Origin of the sequence: Acinetobacter genomosp. 33YU (genome assembly GCF_001990725.1) — a bacterium.
GTDB classification, from domain to species: Bacteria; Pseudomonadota; Gammaproteobacteria; order Pseudomonadales; family Moraxellaceae; genus Acinetobacter; species Acinetobacter seifertii.
Genome location: NZ_LFZQ01000002.1, coordinates 242239 through 263428, shown reverse-complemented (window position 1 = coordinate 263428; position 21190 = coordinate 242239). Strand labels below are relative to the sequence as shown.

Here is a 21190-nt window from a genome sequence, read left to right as displayed (position 1 = left end):
TAAGCTTAAGGAAATAGAGTTATTTCTTTACTTTAAAGCGGTATTTACATTTTAGGCAGCGGTAGTCTTGAAAGATATTCTTATCGATCATTACGCCTGCTTTTTTACCAAAAATATTGCCAACTACACCGCCAGTAATACCTGCACTGATTGCACCGACAAAAGTTCCTACAGTACCTCCAACAATTACACCTAATGGTCCAGCAACTGTACCAATCGCTGCTCCTATAGAAGCACCTGTTGCAGCACCGCCTACGGTACCCGCTGTTGTTCCCGCAGCTGTTAGTAAAACACCGCCAGTGGTTTTAAGTAGTTTGTCATGATCACGTGTTTCAATTTCTGTAGAACCACACTTTGGGCATTGCAGCGTTTTTTCCATAAAATTTTTCCTGTCTTTCATCATTAAGCGACGCAGTGAATGGAGAAGAATCAGTAAAGTGGGTAAAGAACACGACTTATGGCGAAGCGTCTTTTTCCTGATTGGTGATCGCAACGATATACCTGGTCAGCCACGATTTTAGCTGAACATTGGCACAAATATTTATAGATCATGTAAACACTTGTACTTTAATAATCATCTCTTAAAAATGTCTTAAGCACCATTTTTAAATGGATAACCTGTACCTAAAAGCGACTAAGTGATGTGTGATTGATCAGAAACAAGATAAATATTTGGCTTGATTAGACTTGCAGTAAGGGTAAGCATTTATAGTTCCCTAAAACAAGAAAGGCTTATTCTATTTGAATAAGCCTTTTAGGACGTTCAAAGTGATTTATCTAATCTTAAAACTTTATATAAACCAAGCGTTAAAGTAATCCAGATTGGAATCAAAATTACCGATTCTTTAAAGCCTTGAGTCCACATAATGTATAAAATCATGCCGATAAAAACGAGCACGACATAGTTACTTAAAGGTGAAAATAGAGCAGGGAACTTAGCAACTTTTCCTTCAAGTTTCATGGCTTTTTTAAACTTTAAGTGGGTAAAGCTAATAATGGCCCAGTTTAAAACTAAAGCTGCAACAGCCATGTACATAAGGTGGCTTAAAGCTTCTTCTGGTACAAAATAATTAAGTAAAACACACCCAAAAATTAGGATAGAAGAGAAGACAACAGCGGCTATTGGTACGCCTTGTTTGCTTACTTGCCCAAAGACTTTAGGGGCATTGCCTTGTACTGCTAGTCCGTACAACATACGGCTGTTGGCATACATGCCGCTGTTATAAACTGACAGTGCAGCAGTCAAAATAATAAAGTTCAGTAAATGTGCTGCCCAGCCAATGCCAAGCTGGCTAAAAATCATGACAAACGGACTTTTATCTAAACCACCAAGGTCTAGTTGGTTCCAAGGAATAAGCGACATAATAATCGCGAGTGAAGCCACGTAAAAAATCAAGATTCGAAAAATAACTTGGTTAATGGCTTGTGGAATACTTTTCTCAGGATTTTCTGCTTCAGCAGCGGTCATTCCAATCAGTTCAATACCGCCAAACGCAAACATTAAAAAGGCGAGCATATAGAATAAACCCGAAAAGCCATGTGGGAAAAATCCGCCATGCTGCCATAGGTTTGAAAAGCTCGCTATAGAGTCGTTGCCTGCCGTCAGCAATAAATATAAGCCAAACACAATCATTGAAATGACCGCGGTAACTTTAATAATGGCTAACCAAAATTCAGATTCGCCATAAAATTTAACGTTGCCTAGGTTTAAGCAAGTGACCAGTACAAAGAAAAATAAAACCGAAACCCACGCAGGTATATGAGGCCACCAATAATGTACATATTTCGCTACGGCGGTAAGCTCAGTCATAGCCACTAAAATGTACACTACCCAATAGTTCCAGCCCGATAAAAAACCGGGAAATCTTCCCCAATACTTTTGTGCAAAGTAGCTAAAAGAGCCAACCACAGGTTCTTCTACAATCATTTCACCCATTTGTCGCATAATTAAAAATGCAACTAAACCGACAATGGCATAACCTAAAATGATTGAAGGACCAGCAGATTGAATGACTTGTGCAGAGCCTAAAAACAGTCCTGTGCCCACAGCACCACCCATAGCGATTAACTGGATGTGACGATTTTTAAGTCCACGTTTTAATTGGGAAGTTGAGTTACTCAAAATACTATGCGCTGTCTAAAAAAGCCGACGCTATTGTAATGGATTGGCTAGGGATAACCTAATTTGAAAAGGATTTTACTCAGCTAAATAAAAAGGATTCACACAACTGTACGAATCCTTTTTGGAAAATTAGTGGTTCTATAAATTAGAAAGACACCATTTTGCCCGGGTTTATCATTGCTCCGATGCCATACATGCTTTTCGCGAGCGGAATAACAACTGGTGCAAGGGTACGGCCAAAAATAATATTTTGATGGTCAATGTTAGATAACATTTCAAAGTCATTAGATTGCCCAACAAAATCACTTGCGATGGCTTTACCAATACGAACAGTCTGTGCCACGCCGTGACCGCTCCATCCGTGAACTGCATAAATCGGGAACTTGTTACCAAACTTACGACTGTCGACTGCACCATTTACAGTTAAATCAGTGGTTCCACTCCAGACGAAATCCATCTCTAGATTTTTAATTTGCGGGAACACGGTATGAATTCGATGCTCTAAATAGTTTAAAGTTTTCTCTGGCCCCCAGCATGTGCCAGTACCTTGGCCTCCAAATAATAAGCGGTTGTTAAACACAGGGCGGTAGTAATCAATCTGGAACTGAGTGTCATAAACTGGATGTCCAAATGGCAGAAGCTCTTTGGTATCCAGTTCTAATGGAGCAGTGGTCGCGACATAGGTATAAAACGGAATAGTGGTATTGTTTTGTTCAGATAAAAGTTTAAATGAAGCATGGTGTACCGCTAAAACCACAGACTTTTTAGCTTTTACGACAGCATTTGCTGTTTGAACATAAACACCATCTGCTTTTTCTACTATTGAAATAACTTCTGTTTGTTCATAAACAGTACCGCCGTTTTGGCAAAAACCATAAATTAAGCCACGATTTAAAGCCAAGGGATGGATCTGTCCGCCTAACTCATCAATTAAACCGCCTGTATAGTAGTCAGATTTAATATAGTCCATGAGTTCGTGCTTACCTACAATACGGGTATGGTCTTCGCCTAAGTATTTTCGTGCATCGGCACCTTGTGTTAAACCGACCAAATGTCCTTCATGAACGGCGGCAGTAATATGGCCATGTTTTCGGTCAAAGTTGAGTTGGTATTTTTCCGAGATATCATCAATCAGTTGCATGGCCTCCGTAGAGGTAAAATGCCAAAGTTTTTTTGCATCTTCATAGCTTAAGCGATCGGCCATTTCTTGAGCTTCCCAGCGTGCTAAACCGGGAGTAAGTTGTCCGCCATTTCGCCCTGAAGCTGCACTACCAATGCGGTTTTTTTCTAACAAAACCGTATCTACACCTTGTTCAGCTAGGTGAAGGGCAGTCGATGAACCCAATAAACCACCGCCAATCACCACAACATCACATTCAATGTTGGCATTTAAACTATCAAAAGTATGCCAATCAGACAGTGAGCTTTCATAGTAGTTGGCTGGGTTATCTACCGATGCATCATTAACCGTGGCTGTATCAAATTTCGCATGTTTTGGATTTAACCAGCTCCACTCTTTGCCCACTTGTAGAGATTTACTTGGTTTGTATTCCACATCTTTTAAAAGCTGGGGTTTAGAAATAATTTTCATAGAGAAGTTCCTTAAAAAATTAATAAGCATTACTAATGGCAATACTTTGTTTTTTAATCGTTTTATAAATAAATAGAAGAATGCCTAAAGATAACCAGAAGCATCCAAAAATCAGTGACGATGAGTCAAGATTGAGCCATAAGCAAATAATGCTAATGACCGATAGAAGCGGTAAAAATAGGTTTAGAAATTTATTTTTAAAACCTAAGCGCTGTTTATCTTTAATATAAAATTTCATAAAAACTGAGAAGTTGACGGCCGTAAAAGCAACGAGCGCACCAAAACTGATCAGGCTTACGACTTGAGCTAAATCTAAAAAAATAGCCGACATTGAAATAAGCCCGACAAATAAAACCGAGAAAAATGGTGTACCTAAAGAGCTATGGATAGTCCCAAAATACTTTTTAGGGAAAATATTGTCAGTTCCCATTATATACAGTAAACGCGAAGCACTGGCATGCGAGGCAAGACCAGAGGCGACTGTGTTCATAATTTGGCCGCATAAAAATATCGACTGAAACAACGCGCCGCCTACATAAAGCACAATTTCAGGAAGTGCTTCTGAAGGGTGGTGAAAACGAACATTGTTTGGAAAATAAAGCTGAATAAACCAAGCGGCTGTGAAGAAAATAAGTCCGCCAGTAAGTGTTGTTAACATGACTGCTCGGGGAATATTTTTGGTGGGTTGTTTGGTTTCATTTGAAAGTGTAGTGACTGCATCAAAACCTAAAAATGAAAAACATAAAACCGAAGCGCCAGCAACGAGCGGTAATAGCGATTGTTCGCCATGCCATAGCGGAGCCAAGGTCAGCACGTGTTCATAACCTTGAGTTGAGCCAATACCACGAACCACTAAATATACAAAAATGACCATGAGGATAATCGGAGCAAACACAAACACGAGACTTAAGTTGGCAAGTAACCGAATACGGAAACAGTTGACTAAAGTCACAAGGCCCGCCGATACCAATACCCAAAACCAATAAGGCATACTCGGAATGAGTGCGGTGAGATAAATTGCAGCCAGTAACACATTAATAAGGGGTAATAACAGATAGTCGAGTAGAGAGCACCAGCCAACGAAAAATCCACTTTTAGGCCCTAAACTTTCAGCAGTATAACTATAGGCCGAACCTGATCTTTCTGAATTTTTACTAAATCTTGCATAGCTCCAAGCGGTCAGTAACATCGCGCCTAAAGCGAGTAGATAAGCCAGAGGAACATGACCATTGGTAATTCCGGAAACAATACCGAAAGTATCAAAAACCGTCATGGGGGTCATATAGGCAATACCAATAATCGTGACTTGCCATAGTGATAGTTTTTTTAAGGAAGACGCTTTATTTTCCATGTCTTTTCAACCTCAAATTTCGTTGTTTTTGCTTTTCATCCAGAAAGGCGATGCTATTTTTAGGCCAAAACTTCCCCGTGACCTGAATAAACAAGTCTGATTGAAGAAAGTTTGAACAGTAGCTAGAGGCTTAAAGTGCTATTTCACCTTGGTGGCACACTAAAGTTAGAATAAAGAGCTATTATTCTTTTCTTTTTAGATCACAACCAACTGGAAAGATGGACAGGGTCGCGAGAAAAACTGTTGAACAGCTTTTTCTTTAAATAAGGTTCCAGTTCGGATGCTAATGTCGTTTGAAGTAATGACCCGAGATGAATCATTCATAATGACTGCTTTTTGTTTGATATTTTTGAGTTTTGGCATAAGTAGTTTTTCAAGCGCCGAAACTAAAATATCGGTAGCAATGACACCAATAAACTGATCATGAATCATGACAGGGTGGGCAATGGTGATGGTGTAGGCGCCGTTACAAATATAATCAACGTAAGGGCCATGTATGCACGGGCTTTTATCTTGAGCAGGTTTGTGGAACCATTCAAAAGAGCGGAAATCTAAAAAGCGCTGCGCATTTTGGTAGTTTTCAAGTTTCGCTTGTTGTAACTGGTCTTCTTTTTTATACCACCATTCAAGTGTCCAGTAGTCTTGCTCGTCTTGCGTTGCTGGACTATAACTTGCAAAACCAGTTCCTTGACTATAATGGCTCTGATTTAGCGCATTTTTAATTTCCTTCTGCAAAGCAGAGCGTTCTGAAGTTGAAAGCTTAATATCTGCATTTTTTTCAGATGCATGCTTTGATAGAATTTTGCTTGCTTTAGCCGCCAGTGTTTCCGTAATCGTTGTTGTTTCCTCAACAACACTTTTTAATAAACTTTGAAGCTCTTCTATATCTAAATCTAAGTGCTGGGTCATTCCGATAACTCCTAAAATTCCATATTCCTAACTTGATTATTGATAAGCCATCTCATTTATTATTTTTATTCACTTGATAACTTATACCGAAGCATTTGGTCAGTGAGCATTGAAACTATTTTTCTGGCTTGAATCACAGCTTCATTTTCATTGTTTTCAACAAAAGATGACAAAAGATGGTGATATTGTTTTACAACTTCACGGTGAAAATCGTTGTCTTGATAAAGCACGGCAATAAGGGGAGCCCATTCAGCTTGAATAGTGAGTTCCTGATTTGCCAGTCTTGCAGATTGTGCAAATGAGGTGAGTGTAAGCAAGCAACGTAAATCAAGTTGTGCACGTGTATCTGCTTCAACGGCTTGTTCAAATTGCTCAATGAGTTCTTTGATTTTGCCTAGTTCATATTCTGTGGTTCTTTGAGCGGCCAAATATGCACTATGACTTAAAATCGCACTGTGAAACTCGCCTAAATCGGCAAGATACTCATTTGAAGCTTGGCGCAATGGATGTTGGTTTAAAAGTAAGTCTGAAGGTAGTTCACAAACAAAACTTCCTCCATTTCTGCCGCGACGTGTATCAATTAAACCTTTTACACGTAAAGTATTTAAAGCTTCGCGTACAGTAATGGGTGAAACGCCCATTAAGCGTGCTAAATCTGCCTCATTAGGAAGTTGTTCATTGCTTTTGAGCAAACCAGAGATAATTGCATTTTCCAAGCGTTCTACAACTTGTTCAGAACGAGTTGCTTGAGCAATAGGTGCAAAAATTATCGTATATGCTGACATGGCGAATTCTCTAAAAGCTAAGTCAAAAGACTTAGCTTAATGAAGCGGATAAATAATTATTAAAACACGCCATAACCATGGACAGCCTGTTCATCTTCAGGCACGGCTGGTATTGCATCCCAAAGTTCAACAATTTTGCCATTATCTAAACGCCATAATTCAAAATAGGCATGTCGATTTCCGGCAATACTACCTTCGGAATGAGTCAATACAAATTGACCATCAGCAATGGAGCGATGCGTTTTTGAGTATACCAAACCTTGTCCTTCATTACGGATATTGTTCAAAAAATCAATGACGGCTTTAACGCCATCTCCAATATCTGGACTATGTTGAATGAACTGATCGCCGTGGGTGTATTCTTTGAAGGCATCGTAATTTCCATCAATTAATGACTCCTTAAAGAAAGACGTCACAATCTCACGGTTTTTCTCTGGGTCATGGTGAGTGACGATTTCGGTTGGACCATCTAATTGCGTTCTACCGCTTACATTCGGCGCTGCTTCTGCTACAAGACCATCCCAATGCTCTACAATTTTGCCGTCTTTTACTCGGTAAATATCAAAGCCAACCAAAGGGTTTTCATCTAAGCCTTGAAAGCGGCCATGAATTGCAACCAAGTCACCATCTGCGAGCACGCGTACAGCTTCGTGTTGCATGTCTGGGCAGTCCTCTACCAATTGGCGAAGACCCGAAATACCATTTGCAACGAGTGGTGAGTGCTCTATAAAGTCTTCAGAAAAATAACGGTCTAGAGCAGTGGTGTCATGCAAATTAAATAGCTCGTGATGGGCTTTAGTCACCAAGTCTTTCATTTCTTGCTTATTCATTTTGATCTCCTTTCAAAACGCATTGTTATTATTCGTTTGAACTCATCACATGTTTAACACGGGTATACTCTTCAAAACCGTAGCCAGATAAATCTTTACCATATCCTGACTTTTTGAAGCCGCCGTGTGGCATTTCTGCAGTTAAAGGAATATGGGTATTAATCCAAACTGTACCGAAATCGAGTTCACGTGACAGACGAGTCGCACAGGCATGATCTTTGGTCCAAACACTTGAAGCTAAGCCATATTCAACATCGTTGGCTTTTTCAATCGCATCATTTTCATCGGTAAATTTTTGAACGGTAATGACTGGTCCAAAAATTTCTTTTTGAATGGCTTCATCATGTTGTTTTAAACCACTAATAACAGTCGGTTCAAAATAGAAGCCTGGGCGGTCTGCTTGTTTTCCACCTGTTTCAACTTTGGCATGAGCAGGTAAGTTGTCAATAAAGGCTTTAACATTTTTCAATTGGTTAGCATTGTTAAGTGGGCCATAAAGTGCGTCTTGATCATCTGGATCACCAAAACGGGTATTTTTTGCAGCCTCAACGAGTTTAGCTAAAAACTTATCATGAACTGCTTCAGCCACAATCACACGCGTTGCCGCAGTACAGTCTTGGCCTGCGTTGAAATAGCCTGTTAAAGCAATCATTTCAACTGCTTTATCAAGATCCGCATCTTCAAAAACCAGTACAGGCGCTTTACCACCAAGCTCAAGGTGAGCTTTCGCTAAATTTGCTGCGGCAGAAGCGGCAACTTGTAATCCGGCACGCACTGAACCAGTAATAGAAACGAGAGCAGGTGTTTTATGTGATACAACTTTTGAGCCTACCTGTGCTTGGCCTAACACCACATTAAATGCACCTTTAGGGAAAAATGGTGCAGCAATTTCAGCAAGTAAAAGGGTACTTTCAGGTGTTGTATCACTTGGTTTGAGTACCACTGTGTTACCAGCAGCTAAAGCAGGAGCAATTTTCCAGATTGCCATCATAAGTGGATAGTTCCAAGGTGTAACTTGACCAACTACACCGATGGGTTCGCGGCGAATAGAAGAGGTTAAACCTTCTAAATATTCGCCAGTTGCTGAGCCATCAAGTAAACGGGCAGCACCTGCGAAGAAACGAACTTGATCTGCCGATACACCCACTTCTTCAGATGCTATTAAGTGTTTTAACTGACCTGTATTGCGGCTTTGCGCTTCAATTAAACGGTCAGCATTTGCTTCGATAGCATCTGCTAGCTTAAGTAATGCTTTTTGACGCATTGATGGTGTACTGCGTCCCCAAATTTTAAATGCTTCTTTGGCAGCGGCATACGCTGCATCAACTTCTGCTTCGGTTGCATTAGGTGATTGTGCATAAACTTCACCAGTCACTGGGCTCACCAAGTCGAAGTAATCATTTCCTTTGCTAGCAACATATTCGCCGTTAATAAAGTGTTTTAGTTGAGTTTTAGCCATTTTCTTATACCTTGTCCTTAGGTTTTTAACATATAACATATAATACTATATGTATTATGTTTTAAATTTTCTGTCAAATGCCATGACGAGGGGAATGAGTGAAAAAAGTGAAAATTTAAATCAAATTAGATTTTAAGTTTTTGATTTGATTATTTAAAAAAAATTAAAAATTTATTGAGGTTTTTTAGAGTGGACTATGGTTGTGATGGTTTTTAATTTTAATAGTGGGTACTTAAGGAAATTTCTTTGTATGAATGGGGGGGAGCCAAACCTTATGCTTAGCTCGTCAATTCTTATTCTTTGAAATTAAAGTGAATGATCAGGTTTTATGACTGGCAAGCAAGATGCTGGTTTCACTGTTATAAATACCTGAAATATTCCTAATTCTCTCTAAAACTTTGTCAAAGTTTTCTAAAGTGTCAGAGCGTAGCTCGACTAAAATGTCCCATTTCCCATTAGTTTTATGCAGACATTCCACCGCACTTTCTAGGCGTAGTTCTTTAATCACAGACTGTGCTTTGGTGCCTTCGACCATAATGCTCATCCATGCACGGATGACATTCCGTTCCGCATTCGGTTTAAAACGAACCGTATATCCGGTAATGATGCCCGAAGACTCAAGATACTCCATTCTCTTTTTAATGGTTGCTCTTGAGACGTGAACTTTTTCGGCTAACTCGGTTACAGACATCCGTGCATTGTCTTTGAGTAAACCTAAAATAATTTGATCAATATTGTCCATAATGTCATTGTCAATTATCAAATTGGTAAAAAATAATTCATTTTTTGCTGAATTACAAATTTTGTGAATCAATTTGATTTTGAATAATAGGGGCATTAGCTCACCCGAATAATTCAATTTAATGGACTAGATAAGATGAATAATTTTGCAGTTTCTCGTAGCGACTTTAACGAGTGGATGGTTCCAGTTTTTGCACCGGCAAATTTCATTCCGGTACGTGGTGAAGGTTCACGTATTTGGGATCAAGAAAATAAAGAATATATCGATTTTGCAGGCGGGATTGCAGTAAACGCATTAGGTCATGCGCATCCAGTGGCAGTAAATGCTTTAACAGAACAAGCAACAAAACTTTGGCATGTCGGCAATGGTTATACCAATGAACCCGTTCTACGCCTTGCGAAACAACTCACCGAAAATACATTTGCAGACAAAGTATTCTTCTGTAACTCAGGTGCAGAAGCCAATGAAGCAGCATTAAAGCTTGCTCGTAAAGTTGGACTCGACAGCAGTGTTGCAGGCAAAAGTGGCATTGTGGCATTTAATAATGCTTTCCACGGCCGTACTTTATTTACCGTTTCAGCAGGTGGTCAGCCAAAATATTCACAAGACTTTGCACCACTTCCAAACGGCATTAGCCATGTTGCTTACAATGATTTAGAAGCTGCAAAAGCGGTGATTAATGAGCAAACATGTGCAGTCATTGTTGAACCGATCCAAGGTGAAGGCGGTGTTATTCCTGCTGACATCGAATTTTTAAAAGGTTTACGTGCACTGTGTGATGAGTTTGGTGCCTTACTTATTTTTGATGAAGTACAAACTGGTGTAGGCCGTACAGGTTCACTTTATGCCTACATGAACTCAGGTGTTACTCCGGATATTCTTACCACTGCAAAAGCATTAGGTGGTGGTTTCCCAGTCGGTGCAATGTTAACAACTGATAAAGTTGCTCCGCATTTTTCAGTGGGTACACACGGTACAACTTACGGTGGTAACCCATTAGCAAGTGCGGTTGCTGGTGCTGTATTTGAGTTTATTAATACGCCAGAAGTGCTTGAAGGCGTAAAAGAGCGTCATGATTACTATAAAAACGCTTTAAATAAATTAAATGAAAAATATGAAGTCTTTAAAACAATTCGGGGAGAAGGCTTACTCCTTGGTTGTGCCTTAAAAGACAAGTTCGCTGGTAAAGCAAAAGATATTAATAACCTTGCGGGTGAGGAAGGTTTACTGAGTCTGATTGCTGGACCAAATGTTGTACGTTTTACGCCGTCTTTAATTATTCCGTTTGCTGATATTGATGAAGGTTTAAAACGCTTCGAACTTGCACTTGCTCGCTTTGTAGAAATTCAAAAGGATGAACAAGCCGCATGATGATTATTCGCTACATTGAACCTAAGGATGTTAATGATCTTTACCTTTTGGCTCAAAAAGCGGGTTTTGGTTTGACATCTTTGCAGCCAAATATGGAAAAGTTGGCTGCACGTATTGAACGAGCATGTAAAACAGTAGCAGGCGAATTACCAAAAGCAGATCAGGTTTACTTATTTGTTTTGGAAGATACTGAACTCAACAAAGTCGTAGGTGTTTGCGGTATTGAAGTGGCGCTCGGTCTAAAAGAACCTTGGTATAACTTCCATGTGGGTACTCAAGTTCACGCGTCTGAACCTTTAAGTGTTTATAACGCTTTACCGACTTTGTACTTGAGTAATGACCATACCAACTGTAGTGAGCTTTGTACGTTATTTTTAGACCCAGACTATCGTTTAAATAAAAATGGCAAGTTTTTATCTAAAGTACGCTTCTTGTTTTTGTCCGCATTTCGCCAATACTTTGAAGAAACGATTGTGGCTGAAATGCGTGGCTATTCCGATGTAAATGGGCAGTCTCCATTTTGGAATGCGGTAGGTCATAAATTTTTTAATATTGAATTTACCAAAGCGGACTATTTAAGCGGAATAGGGCAAAAGGCCTTTATTGCCGAGCTGATGCCGAGACATCCGCTTTATGTCGATATGTTGCCAGACGATGCTAAAGCCGCAATTGGTATGGTTCATCCAAATACGCGACCTGCTTACAATCTTTTGCTAGAAGAAGGGCTTCGCTATAAAGGCTATGTCGATATTTTTGATGGCGGAGCAACCCTACAGGCCGATATTGAAAATTTACGTGCCATTAAAGAAAGTCAGATTTTAACTGTACAAGTTGTAGAGTCTACTGATTTAAGTCTAGGTGATGAACCTTATATTGTTGCCAATGATGATTATGAAAATTATCGGGCAATTGTGGTGTACAGCACATCTTATCAAAATCGAATGCAGCTTAGTTTAGAGCAGGCTAAACAGTTGAATGTTCAAAATGGCTCTTTAGTTCGGGTGCTAAGCGTTCATGTTAAACAGGTTTCGAGCCCAGAAGTGGTCAATAAACTCAAAGCGACTGAACATTTTCGAATGGCTGTTAATTAAGCGGAAATTACTATACATTTCACCAAATTTAAGAAGGAATACTATATTATCGCTAGCGCAAGATGGGTATATGGATAAATACAATCTTGCTCACTGAGCTGGGATTAATTAGCCTGTTTTTCTATATAAAGAGTCAGTAAATAAAATATTTAATTAATCTATATATTTTAAATATTTATTGAAATTATGTTGAGAAAAGCGGGCTAATATAATAATGAAGGAAAGGATTGATGATTAATTTTTATTGTTATAGGTAATAGCTTTTAAAAAGGAATTTATAAGGTTTTAAGTGGTTTAATAATATTTTTAACATGATTTAATGGACTAAATTAATAATCATATAATTTATTTATTATTAAAGCATTTACGACGGTTGCTATAAATTGGAGTAAATATTACATGAGTAAGAATAACGGAAAGCAGTTTCTGGAAGGAGATCTTCTTGGTAGTCAACATATGACTGAACAAGAAGAAGAGAAATTGCAGCGCTCATTAACCAATCGTCATATTCAGATGATCGCAATTGGTGGTGCAATTGGTACTGGATTATTTATGGGTTCCGGGAAAACATTAAGTGTTTCGGGTACTTCAATTGTTTTAACCTATTTAATTATTGGTTTCTTCTTTTTCTTCGTGATGCGAGCAATGGGTGAATTGTTGCTTGCCAACACGAACTTTAAAACATTTGCCGATTTCGCAACCGCTTATTTAGGTCCATGGGCAGGTTTTTTTCTGGGTTGGTCTTATTGGTGTAACTGGATTATTACAGCGATTGCCGACGTGATTGTGATTGGAGGGTACATGCAGTTTTGGTATCCCGATTTACCTGTCTGGATTCCAGCATTTACTTCATTGGCAGTTTTAACCATACTCAACTTTGTGGCAGTTCGGTTGTTTGGTGAGCTTGAGTTTTGGTTCTCACTCATCAAAATTACTGCAATTATCCTGTTTATTTTGGCTGGTATTTATTTAATTAGTACGGGCTTTACTTCTCCAAATGGCGTCAAAGCTTCGATGAGCCATTTGTTTGAAACACAATCTATGTTTCCTTATGGTGTAACAGGTTTCTTAGCAGGCTTCCAAATTGCCATATTTGCATTTGTGGGTATTGAGCTTGTTGGTACAACTGCCGCAGAAACAAAAGACCCGCATACTTCACTTCCAAAAGCCATTAACTCTATTCCTTTACGTATTTTATTGTTCTACGTAGGCGCATTGGTTTGTATTATTGCAGTTACCTCTTGGGCAAAAATTTCACCAGAAAAAAGCCCATTTGTGGAAATGTTTACCTTAGTTGGCTTACCAATTGCGGCAGGTTTAATTAACTTCGTTGTCGCAACCTCAGCTCTTTCTTCGGCAAATAGTGGAATCTTTGCAACCAGCCGTATGCTATATGGTTTAGCTTTAGACAATGATGCACCGAAAAGCTTTAGTAAGCTGTCTAAAAGAAAAGTTCCAATTAGAGGGCTTGTGTTTTCAATGGCTTGTGTAACGCTTGGGACATCAATTCTATTCATTGTTCCAAATGTTATGACGGCGTTTACGATTATCTCAGCACTCACTTCAATTTTATGTATTTTTACATTTATGCTGATTGTACTTTCATATATTTATTATCGTAAGAAAAGCCCTGAATTACATATTCAGTCAAAATATAAAATGCCGGGTGGTTTATTTATGGCATGGCTGACGATGCTATTTTTAGTTTTTACGATCGTTATTTTAGCTTTAGATCATGACACACTAATTGCTTTAGAGTTTTCACCAGTATGGTTTGTTGGCTTATTTATTGCCTATAAATATAAAAAGAAAAAGATGTTGCAGCTTGATATTTTAAAAGCACAAAAGGTTGATTATATTTAAATAAATTTTAGTGATTTTATTAGAAATTTTATTATTTTAAACACCATAAAAAAGCCTCATTACGAGGCTTTTTTCATAATTCTTATTTAATATTTGGGTCGCCTTTTTTCAAAAAAAAGCGAATCGCTAATTTTTGTAGGAATGTCCCATACGGAGGGTGGAAAAGCTGCGTCGGGAAGAACCGATGGCGAATAAATACAGTTTTTGCATGTGAAAGTTCGCGGAAACCTTCTTCACCATGATATGACCCCATGCCTGAGTTGCCGATACCCCCAAAAGGAGCGTCATGGTTAACTACATGCCAGCCCCAATCATTGATGGTCACACCACCTGAATGAGTTTCACGTAAAATTCGGTCACGTTCTACTGAACTATGCGTAAAGCAATAAAGGGCTAAAGGTCGTTCATCCGATTTTACATAGGTAATTGCATCATCTAAAGAATCATAAGCCACCACAGGTAAAATAGGGCCAAAGAGTTCTTCTTTCATAATGCGCATGTCTGGCGTGCAATTCAGCACAATGTGCACAGGCATTCTGCGACCTTGTTGGTCAAAGCTATACGTGTCACAAGGAATAACACGCGCACCTTTTGCTTGTGCATCGGTCAAAATATCTTGAATACGTTTTAAATGACGGTCATTCACAATCGATGTGTAATTTTGATTGGTTGCGATGTTTTGACCAAACATTTTTATAAAGCTGGATTTTGCAGCTTCAACAAATTCATCAATACTTTCTTTCGGAACCAAGGCATAGTCAGGTGCTACACAGATTTGACCACTATTTGTTGCTTTACCATGTGTAATGCGTTTTGCAGCGTCAGCAAGCGGGTAATTGCGGCTTACAATTGCTGGTGATTTTCCGCCTAATTCGAGAGTAACTGGAGTCAAATTTTCAGCAGCTGCTCGCATGACGACTTTGCCAATGGCAGGAGAGCCAGTAAATACAATATGGTTAAATGGCAAAGTGGTAAATCTAGCAGGATCTGTAATTTCTTCACCAAAAACCGCCACTTCATCTTCATTGAAAACTTCGGCAAGCATGCGTCGAAGCATTGCGTTGGTATTGGGGGTAATTTCAGGGAGTTTAATCATGACTCGATTGCCCGCAGCCAAAGCAGCAATCAGTGGGCCAAGTGCTAAATAAACCGGGAAGTTCCAAGGCACAATGACACCCACCACACCTTTAGGTTGGTATTGCACACTTAAACGATTTGATAAAAATAAAAGCTCGGTACGGCGTTTACTTGGACGCATCCAGCGGCGCAAATGATGAATCGCATGATCTGCTTCTAACACAGAGCCAAGCAAATCGAGTAATTTGGATTCATCAAGTGATCTTGAACTAAAATCAGCATTAATCGCAGCAGCTAAAGCATCTTGATAGCGAATAATTTGTTTTTTGAGTTGATGCAGTTTTGTGCGGCGTGCTTCAAGACTTGGGTAGGGATCTGCCTCAAAATTGGCACGTTGTTTGGAAAAAATAAGTTCCATATGTTCAGTGGCAGAGCCGCTATATTCTTTTAAAGTGGAGCTTTCCATTATTGTTCCTTCCATACTTTTGCTTATCATACTTTATGCTTGAAGCGTTGTATGGTCGATGTTAAATTGAGACAACAAGAGGTAGTTTAGTGCCATTATGCACGTCACTCTAGGGATGGTGTGAATTAAATGCCTAAAAATATTTATAAAAATGCAAATAGTGTTATTGAAGGAAATTATGATAATACATCCTTAGGTGCTAATACATATTTGCTAGGTTTGACCAGTTTATTTGATGAAATGGGTTCGCAGGGCCATTCAATATTAGATGTCCTATCTGGTACAGATATTTCGCCAGATACGATGAATCAATCCTCTTTATATATTTCTCAAGTCCAAAAAATTCAGTTATTTCAAAATATTCAAAAACTATCTCATGATCCCTTAATTGGTCTGCGTGCAGGACAAAAGCAGCGATTGTCAGATTTTGGGGTGTATGGCTACGCACTATATTCTTCGCGCAATTTTAGACAAGCGGTAGAGCTTGGTATTCGGCATATTAAACTTGCAGGGCCTATTTTAAAGAAGTCTTTTTATATTCGAGATGACGTTGCGATTTTTGAAGGGCAGGACATTATTGCACTGGGTAAGCTTTTGCCTTTGGTGTGCGAGTTTTGGTTTAGTTCAATGCAAACCTTAATTGAACGTGTGCTTGAAGGACCATTTCAAGCGAAGAAGCTTTTATTGCCTTATCCAGCACCTGCCTATGCAGAAGAATATGAAAAAGTTTTTCATTGTCCCGTTCAGTTTAATGCTGGGGTAATGCAATGGCACTTTGATTTGAAGTGGCTCGATGTACCTTGCCCAAATGCCAACCCGATTACCGCTGATATGTGTAAATCGTTTTGTGAGCGGATGCTAGGTGCTGCTGAACTTGAGGAGCCTGAGTTGGTGAAAACGATCCGTTTAATATTATTGGATGGAACAGGTCTTTTTCCATCAGCTCAAGAAATGGCTGAACGCTTACATATGTCAAAGCGTACCTTACATCGGCGTTTGGCAGGTTTTGATTTAACTTATCAAGAGTTATTAGATGAGACTCGGCGCCGTCTTGCTGATGAATATTTGCGAGAGACGACTTTAACCGTAGATGAAATTGCTGAAAGAATTGGCTTTTCAGATACTTCTAATTTTAGAAAAGCCTATCGCCATTGGACAGGCATTTCACCAAATGAGTATCGTGAGAAATTAGTTTTATAAATAGTGATGGGTTGAATTGTATGGATAAAAAAGATGATGATTTAAGTTTTGAAAGTTTTAAAAATATAAATAAGTCAAACTTCTTTGGTGATATTGAATATATTTACTCAATTTTTAAAATTAAAGAACTACCCGTAGATTTACTTTTTAAGATTCTAAACTTGATTTTTCCTGATTTCCTTATAATTGAAAATCATATTTTTTTAGCGAGTGAGTTTGATCAAGACAAATTTGATAATTTGCAAAAGGTAGAAGAGACAAACAAAGCTCAGTTTTGGATGAATCTCATAGAATTGACGAGCCTAAATGACGAGATGACAGCGGAGCAGGCTTTATTAATCGCGCAAAAAATCGTTGATTCTTGGAATGCAAAAATTAAATATGAGGGGTTAAATGCACACGGCAGAGCTAGAGTTTTTGAAGAAATTGAATATGGTGAGATTTTTATAACAATTGATTAGCTTTCAATTGTTATAAAAACTAATATTAGAATGAGTTATATCTGTATCTTAAATCGAGAAAGTAACTTTTTCTGCAAAAATGGATTGCAGAGCAAAATCGCAAATAAAATAATAAATATACCGATAATGCTAAACAGATCCGGTAATTCATGCCAAAAAACAAATCCCCAAACTCCTGCAAAAATAATAGCAATGTAATTCATGGGGCCAATTTGTCCTGCTGGCGCTAGACTATAAGCATAAGACATAAATAGTTGGCTAATGTTTGCTAAAAGTCCTGCGGCAATGAGTAGGGCCAGTTCATGCCAAGTGAAAATACGCCAATGCCAAAACATTGGAATAGAGGAAATTAAACTACCAAAAACACAGAAGTAAAAAACGATACGTTCAGGTGGCTCTGTACTGGTTAAAGCTCTTACGGTGACAAAAGCCATTGCTGATAAAAAGCATGCTCCCAAGCCAATAAAAGATAGTGCGTTAAATAAACCTTGGTCGGGCTTAGCGACAAATAACACCCCAACAAGCCCAATAACGGCGGCAAAAATCATCGATTTGGTAATTTTTTCTTTTAAGAAAAGCCATGCAATCAGTGGAATAAAGATAGGAGATGAATAACTAAAAACCATGGCATTTGATAGTTTTAAGTTCGCAATGGCATAGAAAAAACCATACATTGCAGCAAGACCGACTAGACTTCGCCAAGTGTGCATCCAGAGTTTATCGGTTTTAATAAAGTCTAGACCTTGTTTAAAAAGCATCGGAATAAAAATAAATAAACCCACTGCATTTCTAAAAAACACGACGGTCGCATTGTCTACCGTTTGTGAAGCAAAACGAATGCACACTCCCATAATGGAAAATAATAATGCTGAAGTCATAAGACAAAGCAGTGCTTTTCCAAGTTGTGTAGAGGGGAGATTTGAAGCAGTCTGATTTTGCATAACGAAATGAGTTTTTGGTTTTCGGTGTTATCTTAGCAGTGATGCAGGTATTGGATGAAATATCATTTGATAATGATTCAATAGTGATAATTAGCAAAATAAAAAAGAGAGCCTGTTTAGCTCTCTTTTTTATTTTATAGGGTGTTATTTACAGCTAAAGTTTTCAGCTTTCTCACTATCACCTTGACCATTGTAACGGGCAATCAGTGGATAAGGGCAAAGTGGGCGGGTACGGTCTGGTGCCCAGTCTTGAGGAAGCTCAGTATTCACTTGACCACTTGGGTTACCTGCGCCGCGTGCGGTCGCAATGATTTTGTCAGGTGCTTGCCCGTATTCCACCCAATTAACTAAAGCAGTCAATGCGTCAAATTGGTCGGTCGCAATGCCATCACGGGTATGGTTCATACCCGGAACTCTAAAGAAACGCGCAAATTCAGGCGCTGTACCTTTTGCATCATTTTTATAGTGTTGTAGCAGCTGATTGTACCAATTTTGGGTGTCATCTACAGAGAAGACGCCGTCAGCTGTGCCTTGTAGCACAATCATTTTTCCACCATGATTGCGGAGTTTATCCAGATTGAGTTCATCGGGTGGCATCATAAATGACATCGAACTTTCGGTGTACACCTCATTAGTTGCCGATAGTTTTGGATAGTCGGTATCGAAGTTAAAATTAAAGGCAAATTGTCTAGAGTTTTGAGTCACAGTTGGGTCTGGTGGAACCTGAAAAAGAATGCCGACTGCAACGGGGTCACGTGCTGTTCCCACCGAAGATTCAAATTTCCAGCTTGCCCAGTTACTACCGACTAAACCGGGGTCGAAAGGCTGGGTTGCATAGAGCGCTTGTCCAGCCGAATTTACAGGGCCGCGGTAAATGTTGGCTAATACATCAATTTGTTCGGTGCTTAAACAAGTACCATCTCTTGTGCTTGAGCAAACGGGTACATCTTTGTGAATATCAAAAGCTGTACGGCAAGCTTCGACATCTTGCACCAAGCCATCTGCAACACCATCTAAGGCATCGCATCGATCTAAAATTGCTTTTGCTAATACTTTGCGCTCTGAAAGGGTAAGAGCGGTACTTAAATCATTTTCATCTGTTGCGACACGACGGAGCTGCTGAGCTGTGTAGAGTTGAGCTGCGGCTGCACGAGGTAAATGGAAACCTGGGGTGCTTGCTAAAATTCCATCATATTGGTCACCCAAACGGGTTGCTGCAATCATGGCATGACGCCCGCCGTTCGATGTGCCGCCTGCATAGGAGCGATCTGGTAATTTACCATATGCTGTTTTAATTAGATTTTTTGCCATAGGCGTGAGTTTGGTAATTGCACCGTAGCCGTAGTTGATTCTGGCTTGAGGGTCTAAACCAAACATTGGATTTTGTGAAGCATTATGTCCAGCATCGGAAGAAATAACAGCAAAACCATCATGTAGAGCATTGGTGAGTGGTCCACCGCTACCAACCTGACCTGTTGCAGGGACTAAATTACCATCGGTTCCGCCATTACCTTGATAGAGAAAACGACCATTCCAGTCAACAGGTAAGCGCATTTCAAAACCAATTTGATAGGTTTGTCCATCGACAGGGCTTATACGTTGATCCATATAACCTTTAACCAAACAATGAGCGCCAATCGGTTTATTGGCGACAGTCAATGTGCCTGCCTCTTGAAGAGTGGAGGAGCTAATGACCGTATTGTTGTATTGAAATCCGAGTAAGTCCGTACAGCTTCCTGTCATTTTTACGCCAACAGCAGGAGATAACTGTGGTGGTTTGGTCGTTGAGGGAGCCGTTGTGTCAGCATTATCACTTCCACAGCCTGCCAAAGCACCAAGCATGGCAAGCACTAAAGCGGAGCGGGGCAAAATTCGTTTGTTGTTGGTGTAATTCATTTATTCATATCCTTATTGAATGAATGTTTGTAATTAATCTAAAACCAAAAAATTAGCTGTGCTTCGTGCAATCATTTTATTGTTTTGCCAAGCTTCACTTTCGAGATTCAGTACAGTTTTGCCTTGTTTAATGAATCGGCATTTTGTAATGACTTCGCCCACAGCACAGGGCCTTAAAAAATCCATGGTTAAGTTGATGGTGGTGGCGGGTTTATGGTCATTGGCGAGAAATGCAAAAAGTCCCATCACATCGTCGAGCATGGCGCAGATCATGCCGCCTTCAACGGTGCTGCGTGGATTGGTAAAGCTTTCTAGTGCTGTGTAGTGGATGGTGAGTTCAGTGTTTTGGTCATTCCAATGGATATTGTGTCCACCCAAATGGTGATGAATGGGCGGTAAGTGTTCTAAAGTTTTTTGATCCATAGTTAAGGGTCCATCCTTTTTGTAAGTGTTATAAAAATTATTATTTCAAGGTGTAGGCATCATAAATAACCGCTTTGCCCAAGCGCATTGCACTACCTACCGCAACGGTCTGGTTCAGCCATGAGTATTTAGGTGAGCTGGTTTCAAACTGCATGGTAATTTTGAAATAGTAATTTTTCGGGTCAACATCTTTGCCTTGGGCAAGCTGTTTTAGCGTTTCGGTTGAGCCATGTCGGTAACCTTTGGTTTGAAGATAAATAAGTGCACCGTCATCAGTTTCTAGCAAATATCGTGTATCAATAATCGCTAGTCCTTTACTGTCAACGATTTGCCAATCTGCACCATTATTTAAAATACGGCCTTTAAGTGTTTTGCCTTCGAATGTCCCACCTGTAATGGGAATAATTCGGCGTTTACCAGCATCACTAGTGGTGCCTAATTCCCAAACAGGTGCATTCAAATCCACACTAAATTTTGCTAAAGGCTCAAGCTGAATAGGTGGCGGGCTATATTGAGTTTCGGCATGAGACAGGGCAATCAGACTCATTCCGCAGAGTAGCGTTACAACTTTCTTCATGATGAATTTCTCGAAATTAAAAAGAGGTTCTATAT

General features: G+C 39.4%; 19 protein-coding genes. 5 read left to right on the top strand and 14 right to left on the bottom strand.

All coding sequences use genetic code 11. The features are described from left to right. Positions 1 to 19: 19 nt before the first annotated feature. The 9 genes from AC056_RS02405 to AC056_RS02365 all read right to left on the bottom strand — a co-directional run bounded on the left by AC056_RS02405 (position 20) and on the right by AC056_RS02365 (position 9789). Positions 20 to 379: a hypothetical protein gene (locus AC056_RS02405; protein ID WP_000416091.1), complete on the bottom strand. Its 360-nt coding sequence runs from the start codon at positions 377 to 379 to the stop codon at positions 20 to 22. Positions 380 to 763: 384 nt separating this feature from the next. Further along, positions 764 to 2122, bottom strand: coding sequence for an amino acid permease (locus AC056_RS02400; protein ID WP_077162630.1), 1359 nt, complete (start codon positions 2120 to 2122; stop codon positions 764 to 766). 145 nt (positions 2123 to 2267) lie between these two features. Further along, complete coding sequence (locus tag AC056_RS02395) at positions 2268 to 3713, bottom strand: NAD(P)/FAD-dependent oxidoreductase (RefSeq protein ID WP_077162629.1); 1446 nt, start codon at positions 3711 to 3713, stop codon at positions 2268 to 2270. Between the two features lie 19 nt (positions 3714 to 3732). Then, positions 3733 to 5064: an APC family permease gene (locus AC056_RS02390; RefSeq protein ID WP_077162628.1), complete on the bottom strand. Its 1332-nt coding sequence runs from the start codon at positions 5062 to 5064 to the stop codon at positions 3733 to 3735. 195 nt (positions 5065 to 5259) lie between these two features. Continuing rightward, complete coding sequence (locus AC056_RS02385) at positions 5260 to 5973, bottom strand: cache domain-containing protein (RefSeq protein ID WP_049064971.1); 714 nt, start codon at positions 5971 to 5973, stop codon at positions 5260 to 5262. Positions 5974 to 6038: 65 nt separating this feature from the next. Next, positions 6039 to 6758: a FadR/GntR family transcriptional regulator gene (locus AC056_RS02380; RefSeq protein ID WP_068935892.1), complete on the bottom strand. Its 720-nt coding sequence runs from the start codon at positions 6756 to 6758 to the stop codon at positions 6039 to 6041. Positions 6759 to 6817: 59 nt separating this feature from the next. Continuing rightward, complete coding sequence (locus AC056_RS02375) at positions 6818 to 7588, bottom strand: nuclear transport factor 2 family protein (protein ID WP_077162627.1); 771 nt, start codon at positions 7586 to 7588, stop codon at positions 6818 to 6820. A gap of 28 nt (positions 7589 to 7616) precedes the next feature. Further along, complete coding sequence (locus tag AC056_RS02370; RefSeq protein WP_077162626.1) at positions 7617 to 9047, bottom strand: gamma-aminobutyraldehyde dehydrogenase; 1431 nt, start codon at positions 9045 to 9047, stop codon at positions 7617 to 7619. A 319-nt stretch (positions 9048 to 9366) separates the two neighbouring features. After that, positions 9367 to 9789, bottom strand: coding sequence for an Lrp/AsnC family transcriptional regulator (locus AC056_RS02365; RefSeq protein ID WP_002001056.1), 423 nt, complete (start codon positions 9787 to 9789; stop codon positions 9367 to 9369). 135 nt (positions 9790 to 9924) lie between these two features. Between AC056_RS02365 and AC056_RS02360 the strand changes: the two genes are divergently transcribed. From AC056_RS02360 to AC056_RS02350, 3 genes are all read left to right on the top strand, one after another. After that, entirely contained in the window at positions 9925 to 11160 is a 1236-nt protein-coding gene (locus AC056_RS02360; RefSeq protein ID WP_077162625.1) for an aspartate aminotransferase family protein, read from the top strand. Further along, a complete protein-coding gene (astA, locus tag AC056_RS02355) occupies positions 11157 to 12251 on the top strand; it encodes an arginine N-succinyltransferase (protein ID WP_077162624.1) in 1095 nt (364 codons plus the stop codon). Before AC056_RS02360 ends, astA begins: the two co-directional genes overlap by 4 nt. Before the next feature lie 399 nt (positions 12252 to 12650). Next, the gene (locus AC056_RS02350; protein WP_213033464.1) at positions 12651 to 14114 is read left to right on the top strand and encodes an amino acid permease; all 1464 of its coding nucleotides are present in this window, start codon (positions 12651 to 12653) and stop codon (positions 14112 to 14114) included. Between the two features lie 82 nt (positions 14115 to 14196). Here AC056_RS02350 and AC056_RS02345 read toward each other — a convergent pair whose 3' ends face one another. Then, positions 14197 to 15657 carry a coniferyl aldehyde dehydrogenase gene (locus AC056_RS02345; RefSeq protein WP_077162623.1) on the bottom strand — a complete coding sequence of 487 codons (1461 nt, stop codon included), beginning with the start codon at positions 15655 to 15657 and terminating at the stop codon, positions 14197 to 14199. A gap of 129 nt (positions 15658 to 15786) precedes the next feature. Between AC056_RS02345 and AC056_RS02340 the strand changes: the two genes are divergently transcribed. Next, positions 15787 to 16857 (top strand): AraC family transcriptional regulator, encoded by a 1071-nt coding sequence (locus tag AC056_RS02340; RefSeq protein WP_077162622.1) that lies wholly within the window; start codon positions 15787 to 15789, stop codon positions 16855 to 16857. Positions 16858 to 16877: 20 nt separating this feature from the next. After that, positions 16878 to 17318, top strand: coding sequence for a hypothetical protein (locus AC056_RS02335; protein ID WP_077162621.1), 441 nt, complete (start codon positions 16878 to 16880; stop codon positions 17316 to 17318). Positions 17319 to 17353: 35 nt separating this feature from the next. On the opposite strand, the gene AC056_RS02330 is transcribed toward AC056_RS02335, so the two are convergent. The 4 genes from AC056_RS02330 to AC056_RS02315 form a co-directional block, all read right to left on the bottom strand. Then, positions 17354 to 18259, bottom strand: coding sequence for a DMT family transporter (locus AC056_RS02330; protein ID WP_077162620.1), 906 nt, complete (start codon positions 18257 to 18259; stop codon positions 17354 to 17356). A 144-nt stretch (positions 18260 to 18403) separates the two neighbouring features. Beyond that, positions 18404 to 20155, bottom strand: coding sequence for a tannase/feruloyl esterase family alpha/beta hydrolase (locus tag AC056_RS02325; protein ID WP_077162619.1), 1752 nt, complete (start codon positions 20153 to 20155; stop codon positions 18404 to 18406). 33 nt (positions 20156 to 20188) lie between these two features. Further along, positions 20189 to 20578, bottom strand: a complete 390-nt coding sequence (locus AC056_RS02320; RefSeq protein ID WP_077162618.1) for a PaaI family thioesterase — start codon at positions 20576 to 20578, stop codon at positions 20189 to 20191. Positions 20579 to 20618: 40 nt separating this feature from the next. Further along, on the bottom strand, positions 20619 to 21155 hold the full coding sequence (locus tag AC056_RS02315) for a DUF3237 domain-containing protein (protein WP_077162617.1): 537 nt from the start codon (positions 21153 to 21155) through the stop codon (positions 20619 to 20621). Between the last annotated feature and the right edge of the window lie 35 nt (positions 21156 to 21190).